Source organism: Pseudomonas sp. P39-UII1, assembly GCF_039672635.1.
Lineage (GTDB): Bacteria > Pseudomonadota > Gammaproteobacteria > Pseudomonadales > Pseudomonadaceae > Aquipseudomonas.
Genome location: NZ_JBDFPP010000023.1, coordinates 1 through 17,251, shown reverse-complemented (window position 1 = coordinate 17,251; position 17,251 = coordinate 1). Strand labels below are relative to the sequence as shown.

Annotated in this window: 19 protein-coding genes; 11 read left to right on the top strand and 8 right to left on the bottom strand. The window is 59.4% G+C overall.

Features of this window, described 5'->3' with window-relative positions; all coding sequences use genetic code 11:
• Window positions 1–357 precede the first annotated feature (357 nt).
• The 5 genes from ABEH27_RS21865 to ABEH27_RS21845 form a co-directional block, all read right to left on the bottom strand.
• The gene (locus ABEH27_RS21865) at window positions 358–621 is read right to left on the bottom strand and encodes a bacteriocin immunity protein (protein WP_346615562.1); all 264 of its coding nucleotides are present in this window, start codon (window positions 619–621) and stop codon (window positions 358–360) included.
• Window positions 618–938 carry an S-type pyocin gene (locus tag ABEH27_RS21860; protein ID WP_346615561.1) on the bottom strand — a complete coding sequence of 107 codons (321 nt, stop codon included), beginning with the start codon at window positions 936–938 and terminating at the stop codon, window positions 618–620. The genes ABEH27_RS21865 and ABEH27_RS21860 overlap by 4 nt, the downstream gene beginning before the upstream one ends.
• A gap of 173 nt (window positions 939–1,111) precedes the next feature.
• The gene (locus ABEH27_RS21855; protein ID WP_346615560.1) at window positions 1,112–1,375 is read right to left on the bottom strand and encodes a bacteriocin immunity protein; all 264 of its coding nucleotides are present in this window, start codon (window positions 1,373–1,375) and stop codon (window positions 1,112–1,114) included.
• Window positions 1,372–3,741, bottom strand: a complete 2,370-nt coding sequence (locus tag ABEH27_RS21850) for an S-type pyocin domain-containing protein (protein ID WP_346615559.1) — start codon at window positions 3,739–3,741, stop codon at window positions 1,372–1,374. The genes ABEH27_RS21855 and ABEH27_RS21850 overlap by 4 nt, the downstream gene beginning before the upstream one ends.
• A 113-nt stretch (window positions 3,742–3,854) precedes the next feature.
• Window positions 3,855–4,334, bottom strand: a complete 480-nt coding sequence (locus tag ABEH27_RS21845) for an Lrp/AsnC family transcriptional regulator (RefSeq protein ID WP_346615558.1) — start codon at window positions 4,332–4,334, stop codon at window positions 3,855–3,857.
• Window positions 4,335–4,461: 127 nt separating this feature from the next.
• Between ABEH27_RS21845 and ABEH27_RS21840 the strand changes: the two genes are divergently transcribed.
• Complete coding sequence (locus ABEH27_RS21840; protein WP_346615557.1) at window positions 4,462–5,658, top strand: methionine gamma-lyase; 1,197 nt, start codon at window positions 4,462–4,464, stop codon at window positions 5,656–5,658.
• A 162-nt stretch (window positions 5,659–5,820) separates the two neighbouring features.
• On the opposite strand, the gene ABEH27_RS21835 is transcribed toward ABEH27_RS21840, so the two are convergent.
• On the bottom strand, window positions 5,821–6,258 hold the full coding sequence (locus ABEH27_RS21835; RefSeq protein ID WP_346615556.1) for a DUF1043 family protein: 438 nt from the start codon (window positions 6,256–6,258) through the stop codon (window positions 5,821–5,823).
• Window positions 6,259–6,394: 136 nt separating this feature from the next.
• Between ABEH27_RS21835 and ABEH27_RS21830 the strand changes: the two genes are divergently transcribed.
• The 3 genes from ABEH27_RS21830 to zapE all read left to right on the top strand — a co-directional run bounded on the left by ABEH27_RS21830 (window position 6,395) and on the right by zapE (window position 9,678).
• On the top strand, window positions 6,395–7,030 hold the full coding sequence (locus ABEH27_RS21830; RefSeq protein WP_346615555.1) for an alpha/beta fold hydrolase: 636 nt from the start codon (window positions 6,395–6,397) through the stop codon (window positions 7,028–7,030).
• A 25-nt stretch (window positions 7,031–7,055) separates the two neighbouring features.
• Window positions 7,056–8,399, top strand: coding sequence for a tryptophan--tRNA ligase (locus tag ABEH27_RS21825; protein WP_346615554.1), 1,344 nt, complete (start codon window positions 7,056–7,058; stop codon window positions 8,397–8,399).
• A gap of 184 nt (window positions 8,400–8,583) precedes the next feature.
• On the top strand, window positions 8,584–9,678 hold the full coding sequence (zapE, locus tag ABEH27_RS21820) for a cell division protein ZapE (protein ID WP_346615553.1): 1,095 nt from the start codon (window positions 8,584–8,586) through the stop codon (window positions 9,676–9,678).
• Window positions 9,679–9,790: 112 nt separating this feature from the next.
• Here zapE and ABEH27_RS21815 read toward each other — a convergent pair whose 3' ends face one another.
• Complete coding sequence (locus ABEH27_RS21815) at window positions 9,791–10,711, bottom strand: GlxA family transcriptional regulator (protein WP_346615604.1); 921 nt, start codon at window positions 10,709–10,711, stop codon at window positions 9,791–9,793.
• A 210-nt stretch (window positions 10,712–10,921) separates the two neighbouring features.
• Window positions 10,922–11,962, bottom strand: coding sequence for an NADP(H)-dependent aldo-keto reductase (locus ABEH27_RS21810; protein ID WP_346615552.1), 1,041 nt, complete (start codon window positions 11,960–11,962; stop codon window positions 10,922–10,924).
• A gap of 257 nt (window positions 11,963–12,219) precedes the next feature.
• Here ABEH27_RS21810 and rplM point away from each other — a divergent pair, with 257 nt between their 5' ends.
• From rplM to ABEH27_RS21775, 7 genes are all read left to right on the top strand, one after another.
• A complete protein-coding gene (gene rplM / locus ABEH27_RS21805) occupies window positions 12,220–12,648 on the top strand; it encodes a 50S ribosomal protein L13 (protein WP_008097538.1) in 429 nt (142 codons plus the stop codon).
• Between the two features lie 14 nt (window positions 12,649–12,662).
• Window positions 12,663–13,055, top strand: a complete 393-nt coding sequence (rpsI, locus tag ABEH27_RS21800; protein ID WP_346615551.1) for a 30S ribosomal protein S9 — start codon at window positions 12,663–12,665, stop codon at window positions 13,053–13,055.
• Window positions 13,056–13,317: 262 nt separating this feature from the next.
• Window positions 13,318–13,911 carry a ubiquinol-cytochrome c reductase iron-sulfur subunit gene (petA, locus tag ABEH27_RS21795; protein WP_346615550.1) on the top strand — a complete coding sequence of 198 codons (594 nt, stop codon included), beginning with the start codon at window positions 13,318–13,320 and terminating at the stop codon, window positions 13,909–13,911.
• On the top strand, window positions 13,911–15,122 hold the full coding sequence (locus ABEH27_RS21790; protein ID WP_346615603.1) for a cytochrome bc complex cytochrome b subunit: 1,212 nt from the start codon (window positions 13,911–13,913) through the stop codon (window positions 15,120–15,122). Before petA ends, ABEH27_RS21790 begins: the two co-directional genes overlap by 1 nt.
• Window positions 15,122–15,901, top strand: coding sequence for a cytochrome c1 (locus ABEH27_RS21785; protein WP_346615549.1), 780 nt, complete (start codon window positions 15,122–15,124; stop codon window positions 15,899–15,901). The genes ABEH27_RS21790 and ABEH27_RS21785 overlap by 1 nt, the downstream gene beginning before the upstream one ends.
• 115 nt (window positions 15,902–16,016) lie before the next feature.
• Entirely contained in the window at window positions 16,017–16,640 is a 624-nt protein-coding gene (locus ABEH27_RS21780) for a glutathione S-transferase N-terminal domain-containing protein (protein ID WP_346615548.1), read from the top strand.
• Window positions 16,641–16,650: 10 nt separating this feature from the next.
• Window positions 16,651–17,082 carry a ClpXP protease specificity-enhancing factor gene (locus tag ABEH27_RS21775; RefSeq protein ID WP_346615546.1) on the top strand — a complete coding sequence of 144 codons (432 nt, stop codon included), beginning with the start codon at window positions 16,651–16,653 and terminating at the stop codon, window positions 17,080–17,082.
• The last annotated feature ends 169 nt before the right edge of the window (window positions 17,083–17,251 follow it).

Sequence of the window (17,251 nt, the reverse complement as noted above, 5' to 3'; positions counted from 1 at the left end):
AAGAAATCCCCGCAATCGCTCACTATCCGTATTTGTCGCACCAGTTCCGGAGAGTTGTTCAGTGCTTGCTGTACCTTTCGTTTTAAGTCGTTTTCATACCGCTGTATCTCACTGCTCATGGCCGCTCTCCGATCGGATCGCGCTGTTGACCAAACCGCTATTCAACAGCCTCGATCCAGCTGGCCTTCTTGCCCTCGATCGATTTGAAATGCTGATCGTAGTCGCTTCGCCTCTCGCACCCTTGTTTATAGGGGTCCATGTCGCAAGCGAACTTCAGGTCCTGCTTATCAGGTAAAAGCAGGGGTCTCCCATGGACACATCCTGCCAAAATCGGGATCAACAAGAGTGCAGTTTTTCTCATTTCGTATCCTTGAACAAGGCAAGTCCCTGCGATTTTCGCCAAGCCACCACCTGCGCGATCACCTGCTCGGCGCGGCATTCGTGTGCGGTTTCGGTGTAGTAGATGAGGTCCGAGCCGTCGGGGTGGCCTGCTACAGCGATGAAGTGCTCCAGCAGGCGATCTTGCCAAGCTGAAGTGCCGGCAGCCTGCAGCAATGCTTCCACTACGGACTCGAACTCGGCATAGGTGTCGTCCGCGAGGTTTTGTTTCTGGCTGATCACCACGCCACCTCCGAAGAGAGCGCGTACTGCATGACGCTCATGATGCGCAGGTTGTCGGCGTCATACATCAGGCCGCCGAATTCGGGTGGGCTGAGATGGCTGATCTGGTAAGAAAGCAGGCCTTTTGCGGTATCACGGAAGGGCGCGTGGGGAGGCCAGCCCTGTTTGATGCGGTTGAGCTGGGAGGGGATGAATTGGTGGGAGTAGATGGGGTCTTCGGCGATTGCCATCCAGACTGCCTGGGTGAAGTGGTCGAAGTCATCGAAAGTCTGTGCGGCTAGCTTGTTGAGAATGTGATTGGGGAGATGAGCAGCCATAGGATAGTTCTCTTGAGCAGTGTCAAAAGATGGTGGCGTAGTCTTTGAATTTTATAAACCTAAGTAGGGCCTATTTGGCTGTGGGGCATTTTTTACTGATGTGTAGGAATTTTCGATTGCATGCGTGGGGAGGTCAGAGGGCCTGAGTTATCAGGACCTCTGAATGAACTTTGTCAGGACGTCTTGAAGCTATCTCTACCGTTAGCTAGGCGCCATTCCTTGACGATTCTGAGTATTTCCTGTGGCTCACCATCCTTGCTGGAAGCAGGCTTGTACAATAGATTAATACCAGATGGATGTTCAGTGATTTTTCTGAAATGTAGTAGCAGAGGAGCTAGTACAGCGTCAGGCTCGTCGTCATTTGCTCTGTCGATTTCGTTCAGGAAGTCCAGGAATTCTTCTTCTGTATAGTCGCTGAGTTTTTCTTTAAATATCATTGGTTGTCTCCATAATGAATTCTATTATGAGCCACCGGTGTCACGATTTTAATGTTGTCCATGTCGTAGACTCCGCCGCCCTCACTTATCGGCGTGGAGTGATGGAGCACAAAAGATACCTGACTCCTGTAGATGTCACTGTCATCTACTGGCGGAGCATTCCCGTTTTTCCTCATCCGGCGCAAGCTTCTTTCGTCAAATTGCTTCGAAAGCTCTGAATCATTAGCGATGGCCTTCCAGAATTTTGTTCGGAATACATCGAAATTTCTGTATTCCGCACCTCTGAGACGGTCAGCAATATGTGCTGGGATTGACGCGCCGTTTTCCCGAGTACCGTCTCCGAGCCAGGTTCCCGTTATCTGCATGCCGACACCTGTAGCGGTCCCCGGCTCATAGCGTGGACTTTTAAACACCACCAGAATAGGCGGCAGTCCCGAGTCAATCGGGAACGTGATGATTAGCCGTTCCTGATCCAGTAAATCCAACGCTGGGTAGCTTTCCGTCTCGGTGCTTACAGGGTTCAGGCTGCTGCCGGTATAAATGACGGTACCCGGTGGTGCTGAAGGCAGGCTTGTGGAGTTTCCATCTTCATCGCCCGGCGCGCTCGCGGGCGTCCATGTCAGGATTCGCTGCGGATTGTCCAGCGCGAGGCTGTAAACCTGCCGCTCGCTGTCGAATGTCGCCGCGCGTACCCCTACCGGCTTGCCACCCGGCACTACATAGAGCCCCATTTCGTTCTCGTTCTCATCCCCCGCGAGCAAATACGGCACGTCGACGCTGGCAGATGACATGGCCAGTGCTGCGAGGTCCGGGCCGCCCGCAGGCGAGAGGCTGGAAAGAGGGGCGGTGATCAGATAACGCCGCTCAGCGTTGCCGAGCGCTGATGGCCAGGCTGCAGTCAGCACCGCCACGGTAAGAGGGGGAAGGGATACCAGTGCCGCAGACATTCGGCTAACTGCCGCCGCGATCGCTTCCAGCAGAGCAGTGGATGCGGCCTCGGCAATGCCGAATGTCGCAGCACCTACAGGAATGAAGCTCGGTGTTGAAGAGGCGACGCGGGCCTCGTTGATGTAGCTGATATTTTGCCGCGCCGCTTCAAGTCTCTGACGCTCGGCCTCGATGGCTAACCGTTCGGCCTCGGCTTGTTGTCGTGCAGCTTGTTCGGCATTCAGTCGCTCGGCCTCTGCCTGAAGCCGTGCAGCTTGCTCGGCCGTTGCTTGCTCGGCTACATGCCTGGCTTGTAGTTGCTCCACCTCTATGGCGCGTTGAACCAGGCCGCTCATGGCGCCGCTGAACCATTCCAGATGCCGAATGGACTCCGTTAGCGAGAGTGCTCGGTGATAGTCTGCCCAAAGCGGTCCCGCTCTTCGCGTGGCCTGTTCATCGACAAGGTGCTGCAGTGCTTCGGTCTGCGGCTTGGATAACGGCCCGACAATATTCGGGTTGGGCTCGCTGAAAGCAGGGATTTCTGATCGCTTGGCCCTTATAAGTGCATGGGTGGCATTTAGATATAGCGAAAGTCGTTGGCTGAGCGTGTCGGTTTCCTGAACAGGGGCGGACTGCATCAACTGCTGCTGCACGAAATTTGGCAGGCAGTCAAAGCATATTTGCTGCTCCAGTTGAATTTGCCTGGCTCTGCGATCAATCGCCCGGGGCAGATCTACCGGTGTCTGCGCAAGCTCTGCTTGGTCTACTTGCTGGGCCAATGCGGGGAAATCGCTGGCCAGTGCTCGGTGCTTCTCTGCAATAAGGTGGAGCCTGTAGGCAGCGTCGATTGATGCATTGAAAGTTTCCCAGATTAGTCTGCCCCACTCCTCGGGCGAGCTAGTCAAATCGAACGCGCCGTCATCATTGAGCCGAGTCGCAAATGAGTCGTAGCGTTTATAAAAGGGAATGGCGCCGTAGAACCCGGTTGCCGTTGGCACGGTTTGCAGGTATTCGGTACGCTTTTGTTGCACGTTTGCCGTGATCAACTGTTGTTGAAGTTCGATAAGCTGGGTGGGGCTGGTCGCTGCAGTGTGCGCCTGCTGCTGAATGGCCGCTCTCTCCGCGGCAATTTGTGTGGGAAGTTGTTGCAGGGTAGGAGCGTATTGTTCGGCGTAGCCGTTACTGACAGCCTGATGTTCATCGCCGAATGCTGTTCGCCAGCCCTTTTCGTGGTTAAACCGTGGAGGCCCTCCGGTACCTCGAGGTCGGCCGGCGTCAAGGCCCCAGCCGCCGTATCCTGGCCCTCCACCGCCAGGCAAAGGGCTTAGCGGAGTTCGGTCGGGGGCATGGGCGCTGATCCAGACGGCTTCATTGATATGCAGCGTTCTGGATGCATCAACGTACGAGTTCTGTAAGTGAATGGTGTCATTTTGAGCCATGTAGTCATCCTCCTGATAGCTACATGGCAAGCGTGCTCCAGGCAGTTTTTCCCGTATGTCAGGCGCGGTCTGTCAACCGGTAGGAGTATTCCCACCGGTTTGAAAGATCTGATTCAGATATGCGTTTCCGACACAGGAATCACGCGTTTTTCCTTAACCGCCTTGTAGGAAAAACTCGAGTAAATCTCCTTCACCCCCGGCAACCGCTGCAGCACTTCCCGGGTAAATTCGCCAAACGACTCCAGGTCCCGCGCCAGGATTTCCAGCAGGAAGTCATAGCGCCCGGAGATGTTGTGGCAGGCCACGATCTCGGGAATTTCCATCAGCCGCTTTTCGAACGCCAAGGCCATGTCCTTGGTGTGGGAATCCATCATGATGCTGACGAAGGCGGTGACGCCGAACCCCAGTGACTTGGGCGAAAGAACCGCCTGGTAGCCAGTGATGTAGCCGTTGTCCTCCAGCAGTTTGACCCGCCGCCAGCAGGGCGAGGTGGTCAATGCTACCTGGTCGGCAAGTTCGGAAACGGTGAGGCGGGCGTTGTCCTGCAGGGCGGCGAGCAGGGCGCGGTCGGTGCGGTCGAGGCTTGCAGGCATGGTTTGCCCTCCTGAAGTGGTTTTTGTTGTTTTTATTCCAATAAGCCCGCGAAGGCGTGGGCAATTTTGGAAAAATTCGGGCAGCTCGGTGGCATAAGCTTATAGCAAACCACCAGAGGCTGTTGCCATGCGCGACTCCCATAACAACAACGGTTTCTCCACACGCGCCATTCATCATGGCTACGACCCGCTTTCCCACGGCGGCGCCTTGGTGCCGCCGGTGTATCAGACTGCTACTTATGCCTTCCCTACCGTCGAATACGGTGCGGCGTGCTTTGCCGGGGAGGAGGGCGGGCACGTCTACAGTCGGATTTCCAACCCGACGTTGGCGTTGCTGGAACAGCGCATGGCATCACTGGAGGGGGGCGAGGCGGGGCTGGCATTGGCGTCGGGGATGGGGGCCATCACTTCGACAATGTGGACGCTGCTACGGCCGGGCGACGAGCTGATCGTTGGGCGTACGTTGTATGGCTGCACGTTTGCTTTCCTGCACCATGGCATCGGCGAGTTCGGGGTCAAGATCCATCATGTAGACCTTAACGACATCGAGGCACTCAAGGCAGCGATCACCCGCAAGACACGGATGATCTACTTCGAAACCCCGGCCAACCCCAACATGCAACTGGTCGATATCGCAGCGGTGGCCGACGCAGCGCGTGGGCATGACGTGCATATCGTGGTCGACAACACCTATTGCACACCTTATTTGCAGCGGCCCCTGGAAATGGGTGCCGACCTGGTGGTGCATTCCGCGACCAAATACCTGAGCGGCCATGGAGATATCACGGCGGGCCTGGTGGTCGGGCGCAAGGCGCTGATCGACCGGATTCGCCTGGAAGGGCTGAAGGATATGACCGGCGCGGTGCTGTCGGCGCAGGACGCTTCGCTGTTGATGCGAGGCATCAAGACCTTGGCCTTGCGCATGGACCGCCATTGCGCCAATGCGCAGCAGGTGGCGCAGTTTCTGGCGAGCCAACCGCAGGTCGAGCTGATCCACTACCCGGGGTTGCCATCGTTTGCACAGCATGCGCTGGCCCAGCGCCAGATGCGCTTGCCAGGTGGAATGATTGCGTTCGAGCTCAAAGGTGGGATCGACGCGGGGCGGCGCTTCATGAACGCCTTGCAGCTGTTTGCGCGGGCGGTGAGTTTGGGCGATGCCGAGTCGCTGGCCCAGCACCCGGCGAGCATGACGCATTCGAGCTATACGCCGCAGGAGCGTGCGCACCATGGCATTTCGGAGGGGTTGGTGCGGTTGTCGGTGGGGTTGGAGGATGTCGAGGACTTGATCGCGGATGTGAAGCAGGCGTTGGGGTCTTGCAGATAGGTGGCCTGGTCTGGCCCTATCGCCGGCAAGCCGGCTCCTGCAGGTACAGTGGGGGGCTCAAGGGCACTGGTTTTTCTGTGGGGGCGGGCTTGCCTGCGAAGAGGCCGGTAAAACCAGCCCAAGAAAAAGGCCTCTCGCGAGGCCTTGTTTCATTTCAGCGCATCAGCGCTTGAGCCCGTAGCTCTCATCGAGCATGCCCGGCGAGTTCGGCGTCTTTGGCGCGTAGTCTCGAGGCACTTCGGCGGTGTCGCGTGGCGGCGTCAGGCGGTCACGTGGGCCTTGGGCCGCTTCGGAGTGCAGGGCAGCCAGCAGGCGCTGGCGGGTGACGTCGTCGAGGGCCAGGGTGTTGGCGCCTTCGGCCAGGTGATCCTGCACGTCCTGGTAGCTTTGGGTCAGTTTCTTGACCAGCATGGCGGTGCTGTTGAAGTGGGTGACCACTTCGTTCTGGTAGCTGTCGAAGCGCTTCTGGATGTCATCCAGTTGGCGCTGGGTGTTGCTGGGCGCCGCATTGGGCAGCAGGCGGGCCACGATGAAACCGACCGCCACACCGATGACCAGGGCCAGGGTTGGCAACAACCAAACAAGGAGCGAGAGTTCCACGAGTCCTTCCTCTATAAACGGCTTTGCTTTACGTTAACGGCTCAGACCTGCGCTGTATACCGCGAGCGATCGCAAATCAGAACAGAATTCCTCACCTAGACGAATCGACCCCCTTCGAGGTCACGGAGTTAGTGCCTTGCTTGTCCGCGAAACCCCCTTGTTCATCGACGGCCCTGTCGGCCAGCTGGAAGCCTTGTACCTGGACGTGGCCGACGCCCGCGGCGCGGTGCTGATCTGCCACCCCAACCCGGTCCAGGGCGGCACCATGCTCAACAAGGTGGTCTCGACGCTTCAGCGCACGGCGCGTGATGCCGGTTACGTGACCCTGCGCTTCAACTACCGCGGCGTGGGCCAGAGCGCCGGCAGCCATGACATGGGCGCCGGCGAGGTGGCTGATGCCGAGGCCGCCGCCGCCTGGCTGCGTGAAAAACATCCGCAATTGCCGCTGGTGCTGATGGGCTTCTCGTTCGGTGGGTTCGTGGCTACCAGCCTGGCGGGCCGGCTGGAAAGCGCCGATGTCTCGCTGCAACATCTGTTCATGATTGCCCCGGCAGTGATGCGCCTGACCGCAGAGTTCCCGCTGCCCCAGCGTTGCCCGATCACCGTGGTGCAGCCCGATGCCGACGAAGTCGTCGCGCCGCAGTTGGTTTACGAATGGTCCGACAGCCTGTCGCGCCCCCATGAGCTGCTGAAAGTGGCAGAATGCGGACACTTCTTCCATGGCAAGCTGACCGATCTGAAGGATCTGCTGCTGCCGCGCCTTTCGAATTGAGCCAAGCCTGAATAAGCGAACACCCATGACCACGCGCATTCTCACCGGTATCACCACCACCGGCACCCCGCACCTGGGCAACTACGCCGGCGCCATCCGCCCGGCCATCGTCGCCAGCCAGCAGCCCGGTGCCGATTCGTTCTACTTCCTGGCCGACTACCACGCCCTGATCAAGTGCGACGACCCGCTGCGCATTCAGCGTTCGCGCCTTGAAATCGCCGCCACCTGGCTGGCTGGTGGCCTCGACCCGGACAAGGTGACCTTCTACCGCCAGTCCGACATTCCCGAGATCCCCGAGCTGACCTGGCTGCTGACCTGCGTTGCGGCCAAGGGCCTGCTCAACCGCGCGCACGCCTACAAGGCTTCGGTGGACAAGAACCTCGAGGCCGGCGAAGACCCGGATGCCGGCGTGACCATGGGCTTGTACAGCTACCCGGTGCTGATGGCTGCGGACATCCTGATGTTCAACGCTCACAAGGTGCCGGTCGGTCGCGACCAGATCCAGCACGTGGAAATGGCCCGTGATATCGGCCAGCGCTTCAACCACCTGTTTGGCCAGGGCAAAGACTTCTTCGCCCTGCCGGAGGCGGTGATCGAGGAAAGCGTGGCGACCTTGCCGGGCCTGGACGGTCGCAAGATGTCCAAGAGCTACGACAACACCATCCCGCTGTTCACCAGCGCCAAGGACATGAAGGACGCTATCTCGCGCATCGTCACCGATTCGCGTGCGCCCGGCGAAGCCAAGGACCCGGACAACTCGCACCTGTTCACCCTGTTCCAGGCCTTCTCGTCGCCGGCGCAATGTGCCGAGTTCCGCGAAGAACTGCTGCAGGGCCTGGGCTGGGGTGAGGCCAAGCAGCGCCTGTTCCAGTTGCTCGACGGCCAGCTGGCCGAGAAGCGCGAGCATTATCACCAGCTGATTTCACGCCCGGCGGACCTGGAAGACATCCTTCTGGCTGGCGCCACCAAGGCGCGCAAGATCGCCACGCCGTTTCTCGAGCAACTGCGCGAGGCCGTTGGCCTGCGCTCGTTCCGCAGCAGCGTGCAGGCCACGACCGAAGTGAAGAAAAAAGCCGCCAAGAGCGCGCGTTTCGTCAGTTTCCGTGATGAGGACGGCAGCTTCCGTTTCCGCTTGCTGGCCGCCGATGGCGAGCAACTTTTGCTGTCGCGCAGCTTCGCCGACGGCAAGAGCGCGGGTGCCGTAAGCAAGCAATTGCAGCAGGGCGGCGAAGCCGACGTGCGTGTCGAAGGCCTGGGCTTCAGCCTGTGGCTGGGTGATGAGCAGGTTGCAGACGGGCCGCAGTTCGACAGCGCCGAAGCCCGTGACACGGCCGTCGAACGCTTGCGTGAAGCGCTCCAGCCTTTGTAGGAGCGGATTTATCCGCGAAGCAGGCGCCGCGGTGCCTGGCACGGGCTTGGCCCGTGTTCGCGGCTGAAGCCGCTCCTACAGGGACTGCGTGCGGACTGAGACAGTTTGACGCAAGTCTGATTGCCATTAAGCGGGCCGGTCGCTACAGTGACGGCCCGTTTTTTGTTGCCTCGCTAACGAAATCATGACGCCCCTAGAACGATATCAAGCAGATCTGAAACGTCCCGACTTCTTCCATGATGCGGCGCAGGAAACTGCGGTGCGTCACCTCCAGCGTCTGTACGACGACCTGGTGGCGGCGCAGAACAACAAGCCCGGCGTGTTCGGCAAGTTGTTCGGCAAAAAGGAGCAGACGCCGGTCAAGGGCCTGTATTTCTGGGGCGGGGTAGGCCGAGGCAAGACCTATCTGGTCGATACCTTCTTCGAGGCGCTGCCGTTCAAGCAGAAGATGCGTACGCACTTCCATCGCTTCATGAAGCGCGTGCACGAGGAAATGAAAACCCTCAAGGGTGAGAAAAACCCGCTGACCATCATTGCCAAGCGCTTCAGTGAAGAAGCCCGGGTGATCTGCTTCGACGAATTCTTCGTTTCCGACATCACCGATGCCATGATTCTCGGCACCCTGATGGAAGAGCTGTTCAAGAATGGCGTATCGCTGGTGGCGACCTCCAACATCGTCCCGGACGGCTTGTACAAGGACGGCCTGCAACGTGCGCGCTTCTTGCCGGCCATCGCCATGATCAAGCAGTACACCGACGTGGTGAACGTCGACAGCGGCGTCGACTACCGCCTGCGTCACCTGGAGCAGGCCGAGCTGTTCCACTACCCGTTGAACGAGGCGGCCGAGCAGAGCATGCGTGCAAGCTTCAAGGCGCTGACGCCGGAGTGCACCCAGGCTGTCGACAATGACGTACTGATGATCGAAAACCGCCCGATCCACGCCCTGCGTACCTGTGACGACGTCGCCTGGTTCGACTTCCGCGCCCTGTGTGACGGGCCGCGCAGCCAGAACGACTACATCGAACTGGGCAAGATCTTCCATGCCGTGCTGCTGAGCAACGTCGAGCAGATGAGTGTCGCCACCGACGACATCGCCCGGCGCTTCATCAACATGGTGGACGAGTTCTACGACCGCAACGTCAAGCTGATCATTTCGGCTGAGGTGGAGCTCAAAGACCTGTACACCGGTGGCCGGCTGGCGTTCGAGTTCCAGCGTACCCTGAGCCGGTTGCTGGAAATGCAGTCGCACGAATTCCTGTCGCGCGCGCACAAGCCGTAATCATTAAAGTTGTGGGAGCGGGCTTGTCCCGCGAACACCGGCGAAGCCGGTGCCAGTCACCGCGTTGGCCGCTTCGCGGGACAAGCCCGCTCCCACAGCGGCCCCAGCCATTTCAGGCCTCTTGCATGAACTGCTGCCGATACTGGTTCGGCGACAACTCCGTATGCTGGCGGAACAGCCGCGCGAAGAAGCTGGCATCGTCGTAGCCGACCTCATAACTGATGGTCTTGATGCTCTTGCGCGTACTGGAGAGCAACCCCTTGGCCGTTTCGATCCGTAGCCGCTGCAGGTAATGCAATGGCTTGTCGCCGGTCGCGCCCTGGAAACGACGCATGAAGTTGCGAATGCTCATGCCATGGTTGCGGGCGACGTCCTCGAAGCGGAACTTGTCGGCGAAGTGTTCCTCCAGCCAATGCTGGATCTGCAGGATGATCAGGTCCTGGTGCAGCTTCTGGCCACCAAAGCCCATGCGGCCAGGGGTGTAGTTGCGTTGCACCTCATAGAGAATGTCGCGGGCCACGGCACGGGCGACGTTGGCGCCGCAGAAACGCTCGATCAGGTAGATGTACAGGTCGCAGGCCGAAGTGGTGCCGCCAGCGCAGTAGAGGTTGTCGGCATCGGTCAGGTGCTTGTCCTGGTTCAGCCGGATCTTCGGGAAGCGTTCGGCGAAACTGGCGAAAAAGCGCCAGTAGGTAGTCGCCTCCTTGCCGTCGAGCAGGCCTGACTCAGCCAGCCAGAACACCCCGCTGGCCTCGGCGCAGAGCACGGCACCCCGCGCATGCTGCGCGCGCAGCCATGGCAGCACCTGTGGGTACTGCTGCAACAGGTTGTCGAAGTCTTCCCAGAAGGCAGGGAGGATGATCACATCGGCATCGTCCAGGCCGCCATCGACCGGCAGCTGCACATTGCTGAAACTGTCCACGGGCTGGCCGTCCGGGCTCACCAGGCTGATCTCGAACATGGGCTGCAAGCCCAGGCCCAGCTGCTTGCTGTAACGCAGGCTGGCGAGGTGGAAGAAATCCTTGGCCTGCATCAAGGTCGAAGCGAACACCTTGTCAATGGCCAGGATGCTGACGCGCCGCAACGACGCGGAGGGTTGGGTAAACATCATTGTCATTGTTCTTATAGGGTAGAGTGGTCAATCACCGGCTGGATCGTCTTATTTTTTGGCGATTGTGTCTACCCCGCAGAATGTAGCAGCGGCCTCGTGTCGAGAAAGGGCCGCAACGCGGCCCCTTCCCGGCTACGGCGCAGGGTTCGGCTGGTCCTGATGGATCGCTTCGATAGCCGCCAACAGCTCGTCACTCAGGTTCAGCTCCACGCTCTTGAGGTTGCTCTCCAGCTGCACCAGGTCGGTGGCACCCATGATGTTGCTGGTCACGAACGGCTGGCGTGTGACGAACGCCAGGGCCATCTGTGCCGGGTCCAGGCCATGGTCCCGGGCCAGTTGCACATAGCGGCTGCAGGCCGCCACGGTCTGCGGGTTGGAGTAGCGGGCGAAGCGGCTGAACAGGGTGAGGCGGCCTTTTTCCGGGCGCGCGCCGTTCTCGTATTTGCCCGAGAGCATGCCGAAAGCCAGTGGCGAGTACGCCAACAGGCCGCACTGCTCGCGGATGGCCACTTCCGCCAGGCCCACTTCAAAGCTGCGGTTGAGCAGGTTGTACGGGTTCTGGATCGACACCGCGCGCGGCCAGCCGCGGCTTTCCGCCAGCTGCAGGAACTTCATGGTGCCCCACGGCGTTTCGTTGGACAGGCCGATGTGGCGGACCTTGCCCGCCCGCACCTGTTCATCGAGCACTTCCAGGGTTTCCTCCAGCGGGGTGAAGTGGTCGTGTGGCAGATGCTGGTAGCCCAGCTTGCCGAAGAAGTTGGTGCTGCGTTCCGGCCAGTGCAGCTGGTAAAGGTCGATGCGGTCCGTGCTTAGCCGTTCGAGGCTGGCGTCCAGCGCTGCAACGATGTGCTGGCGGTTGTGCTTGAGCTGGCCATCGCGGATATGGCTGATGCCGTTGCCGGGGCCTGCCACCTTGCTGGCCAGGATCCAGTCATCGCGGTCGCCGTGCTGGCGGAACCAGTTGCCGATGATGCGTTCGGTGGCGGCGTAGGTTTCGGGGCGGGGAGGGACCGGGTACATTTCGGCGGTGTCGATGAAGTTGACCCCGCTGGCCTTGGCTCGATTGATCTGGGCAAAGGCCTCGGCCTCGTCGTTCTGCTCGCCCCAGGTCATGGTGCCCAGGCACAGGGCGCTGACGTCGAGATCGGTACGGCCGAGCTTGCGGTATTCCATCGGGAAAACACTCCTTGGCAAAGAAGCCCATAAAAGCAGGTTGAAATTTTTCGCGCAATCTGGATAATTCGGCACCTCTCCGTGTGGTGGGAGTGATGCACCGCCGCGCAGGAAGAACCCCGTCGAACATTGGCGTGCCCGACCCGAGCCCCCAAAAGCGTCTGTGTTCGGCTGCGCGCTTGCCCTTGGCAAGCTGTGCACTATCCAGTAAGATTCGCCGTCTATTTTTCGCTGGGCGGCCTCTGAGGCTTTAGAGAATGAAAACTTTTACTGCTAAACCGGAAACAGTAAAGCGCGAGTGGTTCGTAGTCGACGCCGCTGGTCAGACCCTGGGTCGTCTGGCTACCGAAATCGCTAGCCGTCTGCGTGGCAAACACAAACCAGAATACACCCCTCACGTTGACACCGGCGACTACATCGTCGTCATCAACGCCGAGCAGATCCGTGTAACTGGCGCCAAGTCTTCCGACAAGATGTACTACTCCCACTCCGGCTTCCCAGGCGGCATCAAGGAAATCAACTTCGAGAAGTTGATCGCCAAAGCCCCTGAGCGTGTTATCGAAACCGCGGTCAAAGGCATGCTGCCGAAGAACCCGCTGGGTCGCGACATGTACCGTAAGCTGAAAGTGTACGCGGGTGCTGCTCACCCACACACTGCTCAGCAGCCTCAAGAACTGAAGATCTAACGGGATAGTTCATTATGTCGGCGACTCAAAATTACGGCACTGGCCGTCGCAAGACCGCAACCGCTCGCGTTTTCCTGCGTCCGGGTACTGGTAACATCTCCATCAACAACCGTTCTCTGGACGTGTTCTTCGGTCGCGAAACCGCTCGCATGGTTGTTCGTCAGCCGCTCGAGCTGACCGAAACCACCGAGAAGTTCGACATCTACGTCACCGTTGCCGGTGGTGGTGTCAGCGGTCAAGCCGGTGCGATCCGTCACGGTATCACCCGCGCTCTGATGGAATACGACGAAACTCTGCGTGGCGCTCTGCGTCGTGCTGGCTTCGTTACCCGCGACGCTCGTGAAGTCGAGCGTAAGAAAGTGGGTCTGCGTAAAGCGCGTAAGCGTCCTCAGTACTCCAAGCGTTAATACCGCTTCGGCAGTCGAAAAAAGCCCGGTTCCTTGGAACCGGGCTTTTTTTATGTCTTGAACTAACCTGTCAGCATGTCCGGGGCGACCCGCCGCATAGACGCAGATCAAGCAAAGCGAGGGTTGTAGCCGTACCCCGGCTAATCACCTTGTCACTGTGTGGTTTTGTTTCTTACCATGGCGGCCAACTTTTAGTGCCACAGACATTACCTAAGTACAGGCCTGGTTCAACAGGCCAAGCAAGCTGATGGGAGAGGACTGAATGAGCAATGACGGCGTCAACGCAGGCCGGCGCCGCTTCCTCGTAGCCGCGACATCCGTGGTCGGGGCAGCGGGGGCAGTGGGGGCTGCGGTACCGTTCGTGGGGTCATGGTTTCCCAGTGCCAAGGCAAAGGCTGCCGGTGCACCGGTGAAGGTGAATATCGCCAAGGTGGAGCCTGGGCAGCAGATGGTCGCGGAATGGCGGGGGCAGCCCGTTTTCATCGTGCGGCGAACGCAAGAAATCCTCGGGAATCTCAAGAAACTCACTGGGGAGCTGTCTGACCCTGAGTCGAAAGCGTCGGAGCAGCCGACCTACGTCGACCCGGAAGTTCGCTCCATCAAGCCAGAACTGCTCATCCTCGTAGGCCTGTGCACGCACCTGGGCTGCTCGCCGACCTTCCGCCCGGAAGTCGCGCCCGCCGACCTGGGGCCGAAATGGGTGGGTGGCTATTTCTGCCCGTGCCACGGCTCCCATTACGACCTGGCTGGCCGTGTGTACAAGTCGCAGCCGGCGCCTCTCAACCTGCCAGTGCCACCGCACTCTTACGAGTCGGATGACATTGTCGTCATCGGCGTCGACCAGGAGAAAGCATGATGAGCAAGTTCATGGACTGGATTGACGCTCGCTTCCCCGCCACCAAGATGTGGGAAGACCACCTGAGCAAGTATTACGCGCCCAAGAACTTCAACTTCCTGTATTTCTTCGGCTCGCTGGCGCTGCTGGTGCTGGTCAACCAGATCGTCACTGGCGTGTGGTTGACCATGAGCTTCACGCCCTCGGCTGAAGAGGCCTTTGCCTCGGTCGAGTACATCATGCGTGACGTGGAGTACGGTTGGATATTGCGCTACCTGCATTCTACGGGGGCTTCGGCGTTCTTTATCGTGGTCTACCTGCACATGTTCCGCGGCCTGCTCTACGGCTCCTACCAGAAGCCGCGCGAGTTGGTGTGGCTGTTCGGCATGCTGATCTACCTGGCGCTGATGGCAGAGGCCTTCATGGGCTACCTGCTGCCGTGGGGGCAGATGTCGTACTGGGGTGCCCAGGTGATCATCTCGCTGTTTGGTGCCATCCCGGTGATTGGTGGCGACCTTACCCAGTGGATTCGCGGCGACTACCTGATCTCCGGCATTACCCTCAACCGCTTCTTCGCGCTGCATGTGGTGGCCCTGCCAATCGTCATTCTCGGGCTGGTCGTGCTGCATATTCTGGCCCTGCACGAGGTGGGCTCGAACAACCCGGATGGGGTCGACATCAAGAAGAAAAAGGACGAGAACGGTATTCCGCTCGACGGCATCCCGTTCCACCCGTACTACACCGTCAAAGACATTGTCGGGGTAGTGGTGTTTCTCTTCGTATTCTGCGCAGTGGTGTTCTTCTTCCCGGAAATGGGTGGTTACTTCCTGGAAAAACCCAACTTCGAGCAGGCCAACGCGTTCAAGACGCCTGAGCATATCGCGCCGGTCTGGTACTTCACGCCGTTCTACGCGATCTTGCGCGCGGTGCCCGACAAGCTGCTGGGCGTGATCGCGATGGGCGCTGCCATCGCCGTGCTGTTCGTATTGCCATGGCTCGACCGCAGCCCGGTGCGCTCCATGCGCTACAAGGGCTGGATCAGCAAGGTCTTCCTGCTGGTGTTCTGCATAGCCTTCGTCATCCTCGGCGTGCTGGGGGTACTGGCACCGACGCCGGGGCGCACCTTGCTCTCGCAGGTGTGCACGGTGTTGTACTTCGCCTACTTCCTGCTGATGCCGTTCTACACAAGGCTTGAGAAGACCAAACCGGTTCCGGAAAGGGTGACTGGCTGATGAAAAAGTTGATTGCAGTATTTTTGCTGGCAGTGATGCCCGCCTTTTCCTTCGCTGCCGAACATGGCCTGGAGCTGGACAAGGTCGATATCGACCTGGCGGACAAGGCCGCCATGCAGGACGGTGCGCGGACCTTTGCCAACTATTGCATGGGCTGCCACAGCGCCAAGTTCCAGCGCTATGAGCGTGTTGCCGACGACCTGGGGATTCCCCATGAGCTGATGCTGGAGAAGCTGGTGTTCACCGGTGCCAAGATCGGTGACCACATGACCATCGGCATGAAGCCCAGTGATGCCAAGACCTGGTTCGGTGCAGCGCCGCCTGACTTGACCCTGGTCGCCCGGGTGCGCGGCACTGACTGGCTGTACAGCTACCTGCGCAGCTTCTACGAAGACCCTTCGCGCCCGTACGGCGTGAACAACAAGGTGTTCCCGAACGTTGGCATGCCCAACGTGCTGGTCGGCCTGCAGGGTAACCAGGTGATTGGCTGCAAGCAGGTGCAGATGGTCGTTGATGGCAAGAAACAATTCGACCCATTGACGGGGAGCCCGCTGACGCATGAAGCGTGTGACCAGCTGACCATCACGCCGAATTCCGGTACCCTGACGGCCGAGCAGTTCGACGAGAAGGTCAAGAACCTGGTGACCTTCCTGGCCTATTCGGCCAACCCGGTCAAACTGGAAAGCCAGCGCATCGGTACCTACGTGTTGCTGTACCTGGCTTTCTTCTTCGTGTTCGCCTACTTGCTCAAGCGCGAATACTGGAAGGACGTGCACTGATCACGCAGTAGTTTCTGGTAGTTGAACGCGCCCGGGGGAGCCTAGCAATATTGCCAGGCTGCCCCGGGCGCGTTTTCATTTAGAGTTTTACGCATGCCTTGCGAGGAGGCGCTACATGGGCGCGACCAACCGGTTAGCCTGCTATTCCGATCCCGCTGACCATTATTCTCATCGGGTACGCCTCGTTCTCGCCGAGAAAGGTGTCAGCGTACAGATCATCGACGTCGATCCCGGCCGCCTGCCGCCCAAGCTGGTTGAGGTGAACCCTTACGGCAGCGTGCCGACCCTGGTCGATCGTGACCTGGCGTTGTATGAGTCGACCGTGGTGATGGAATACCTCGAGGAGCGTTACCCGCACCCGCCACTGATGCCGGTGTATCCGGTGGCGCGTGGTAACAGCCGTTTGCTGATACACCGCATCCAGCGTGACTGGTGCGCGCTGGCCGATACCGTGCTCGACCCGCGCAGCAGCGATGCCGCCCGCGCCGAGGCGCGCAAGGCGCTACGAGAGAGCCTGACCGGGGTCTCACCGCTGTTCGGTGAGTTCGCTTGCTTCATGAGTGATGAGCAAAGCCTGGTCGATTGTTGTCTATTGCCCATACTCTGGCGTTTGCCGGTGCTGGGTATCGAATTGCCGCGGCAAGCCAAGCCGCTGCTTGATTACATGGAGCGGCAGTTTGCCCGTGAGCCATTCCTGGCCAGCCTGTCCTCCGTTGAACATGAAATGCGCAAGCTTTAAGGAGCTGTTGATGAACTCCAGTCGCCCCTATCTGGTTCGAGCACTGTACGAGTGGATCGTCGACAACGATTGCACCCCTCATATGCTGGTCAATGCCGAGTTTCCGGCTGTCCAGGTGCCGCAAGGTTTTGCCAGTGACGGCCAGATCGTCCTGAACATTTCTCCGAGTGCCGTGCGCAACCTGCACATGGACAACGATGCGGTGAGCTTCGAGGGGCGCTTCGGCGGTGTTGCCCATTCGCTGTTCGTGCCGGTCGGCGCCATTCTGGGTATTTACGCCCGTGAGAACGGCCAAGGCATGGTCTTTGAGCTCGAGCCGTCGTTGCTGGACAGTGAAGAGCTGGAGAATGATGACGTGGAGCCGGATGACGATGGCCCGCCGGAAGGGGGTGGTCAGCCACCGCGTCCGAGTGGTCGGCCAAGCCTGAAGGTGGTCAAGTAACAAAAAAAGGCGACCTTTAGGGGTCGCCTTTTTTCTTCGCATTGTCCCGTCCTGAATAAGGTTTACACCTCCCATCCCGAATTTCCGGAGAGTCAGATGGAGCAAGGTGTAAAGCGCACACAGCGAGATTACTCACTGTCTTTTAAATTGGCGGTGGTTGATCAGATTG

Bases quoted from the DNA above. Each gene is read 5' to 3' on its own strand.
- ABEH27_RS21785 (WP_346615549.1), top strand. From the start codon at position 15,122: ATGAAAAAGTTGATTGCAGTATTTTTGCTGGCAGTGATGCCCGCCTTT.
- ABEH27_RS21850 (WP_346615559.1), bottom strand. From the start codon at position 3,741: ATGGCTCAAAATGACACCATTCACTTACAGAACTCGTACGTTGATGCA.
- ABEH27_RS21825 (WP_346615554.1), top strand. From the start codon at position 7,056: ATGACCACGCGCATTCTCACCGGTATCACCACCACCGGCACCCCGCAC.
- ABEH27_RS21775 (WP_346615546.1), top strand. From the start codon at position 16,651: ATGAACTCCAGTCGCCCCTATCTGGTTCGAGCACTGTACGAGTGGATC.
- zapE (WP_346615553.1), top strand. From the start codon at position 8,584: ATGACGCCCCTAGAACGATATCAAGCAGATCTGAAACGTCCCGACTTC.
- rplM (WP_008097538.1), top strand. From the start codon at position 12,220: ATGAAAACTTTTACTGCTAAACCGGAAACAGTAAAGCGCGAGTGGTTC.
- ABEH27_RS21810 (WP_346615552.1), bottom strand. From the start codon at position 11,962: ATGGAATACCGCAAGCTCGGCCGTACCGATCTCGACGTCAGCGCCCTG.
- ABEH27_RS21815 (WP_346615604.1), bottom strand. From the start codon at position 10,711: ATGCAGGCCAAGGATTTCTTCCACCTCGCCAGCCTGCGTTACAGCAAG.
- ABEH27_RS21840 (WP_346615557.1), top strand. From the start codon at position 4,462: ATGCGCGACTCCCATAACAACAACGGTTTCTCCACACGCGCCATTCAT.
- ABEH27_RS21855 (WP_346615560.1), bottom strand. From the start codon at position 1,375: ATGATATTTAAAGAAAAACTCAGCGACTATACAGAAGAAGAATTCCTG.
- rpsI (WP_346615551.1), top strand. From the start codon at position 12,663: ATGTCGGCGACTCAAAATTACGGCACTGGCCGTCGCAAGACCGCAACC.
- ABEH27_RS21845 (WP_346615558.1), bottom strand. From the start codon at position 4,334: ATGCCTGCAAGCCTCGACCGCACCGACCGCGCCCTGCTCGCCGCCCTG.
- ABEH27_RS21780 (WP_346615548.1), top strand. From the start codon at position 16,017: ATGGGCGCGACCAACCGGTTAGCCTGCTATTCCGATCCCGCTGACCAT.
- ABEH27_RS21790 (WP_346615603.1), top strand. From the start codon at position 13,911: ATGAGCAAGTTCATGGACTGGATTGACGCTCGCTTCCCCGCCACCAAG.
- ABEH27_RS21860 (WP_346615561.1), bottom strand. From the start codon at position 938: ATGGCTGCTCATCTCCCCAATCACATTCTCAACAAGCTAGCCGCACAG.
- petA (WP_346615550.1), top strand. From the start codon at position 13,318: ATGAGCAATGACGGCGTCAACGCAGGCCGGCGCCGCTTCCTCGTAGCC.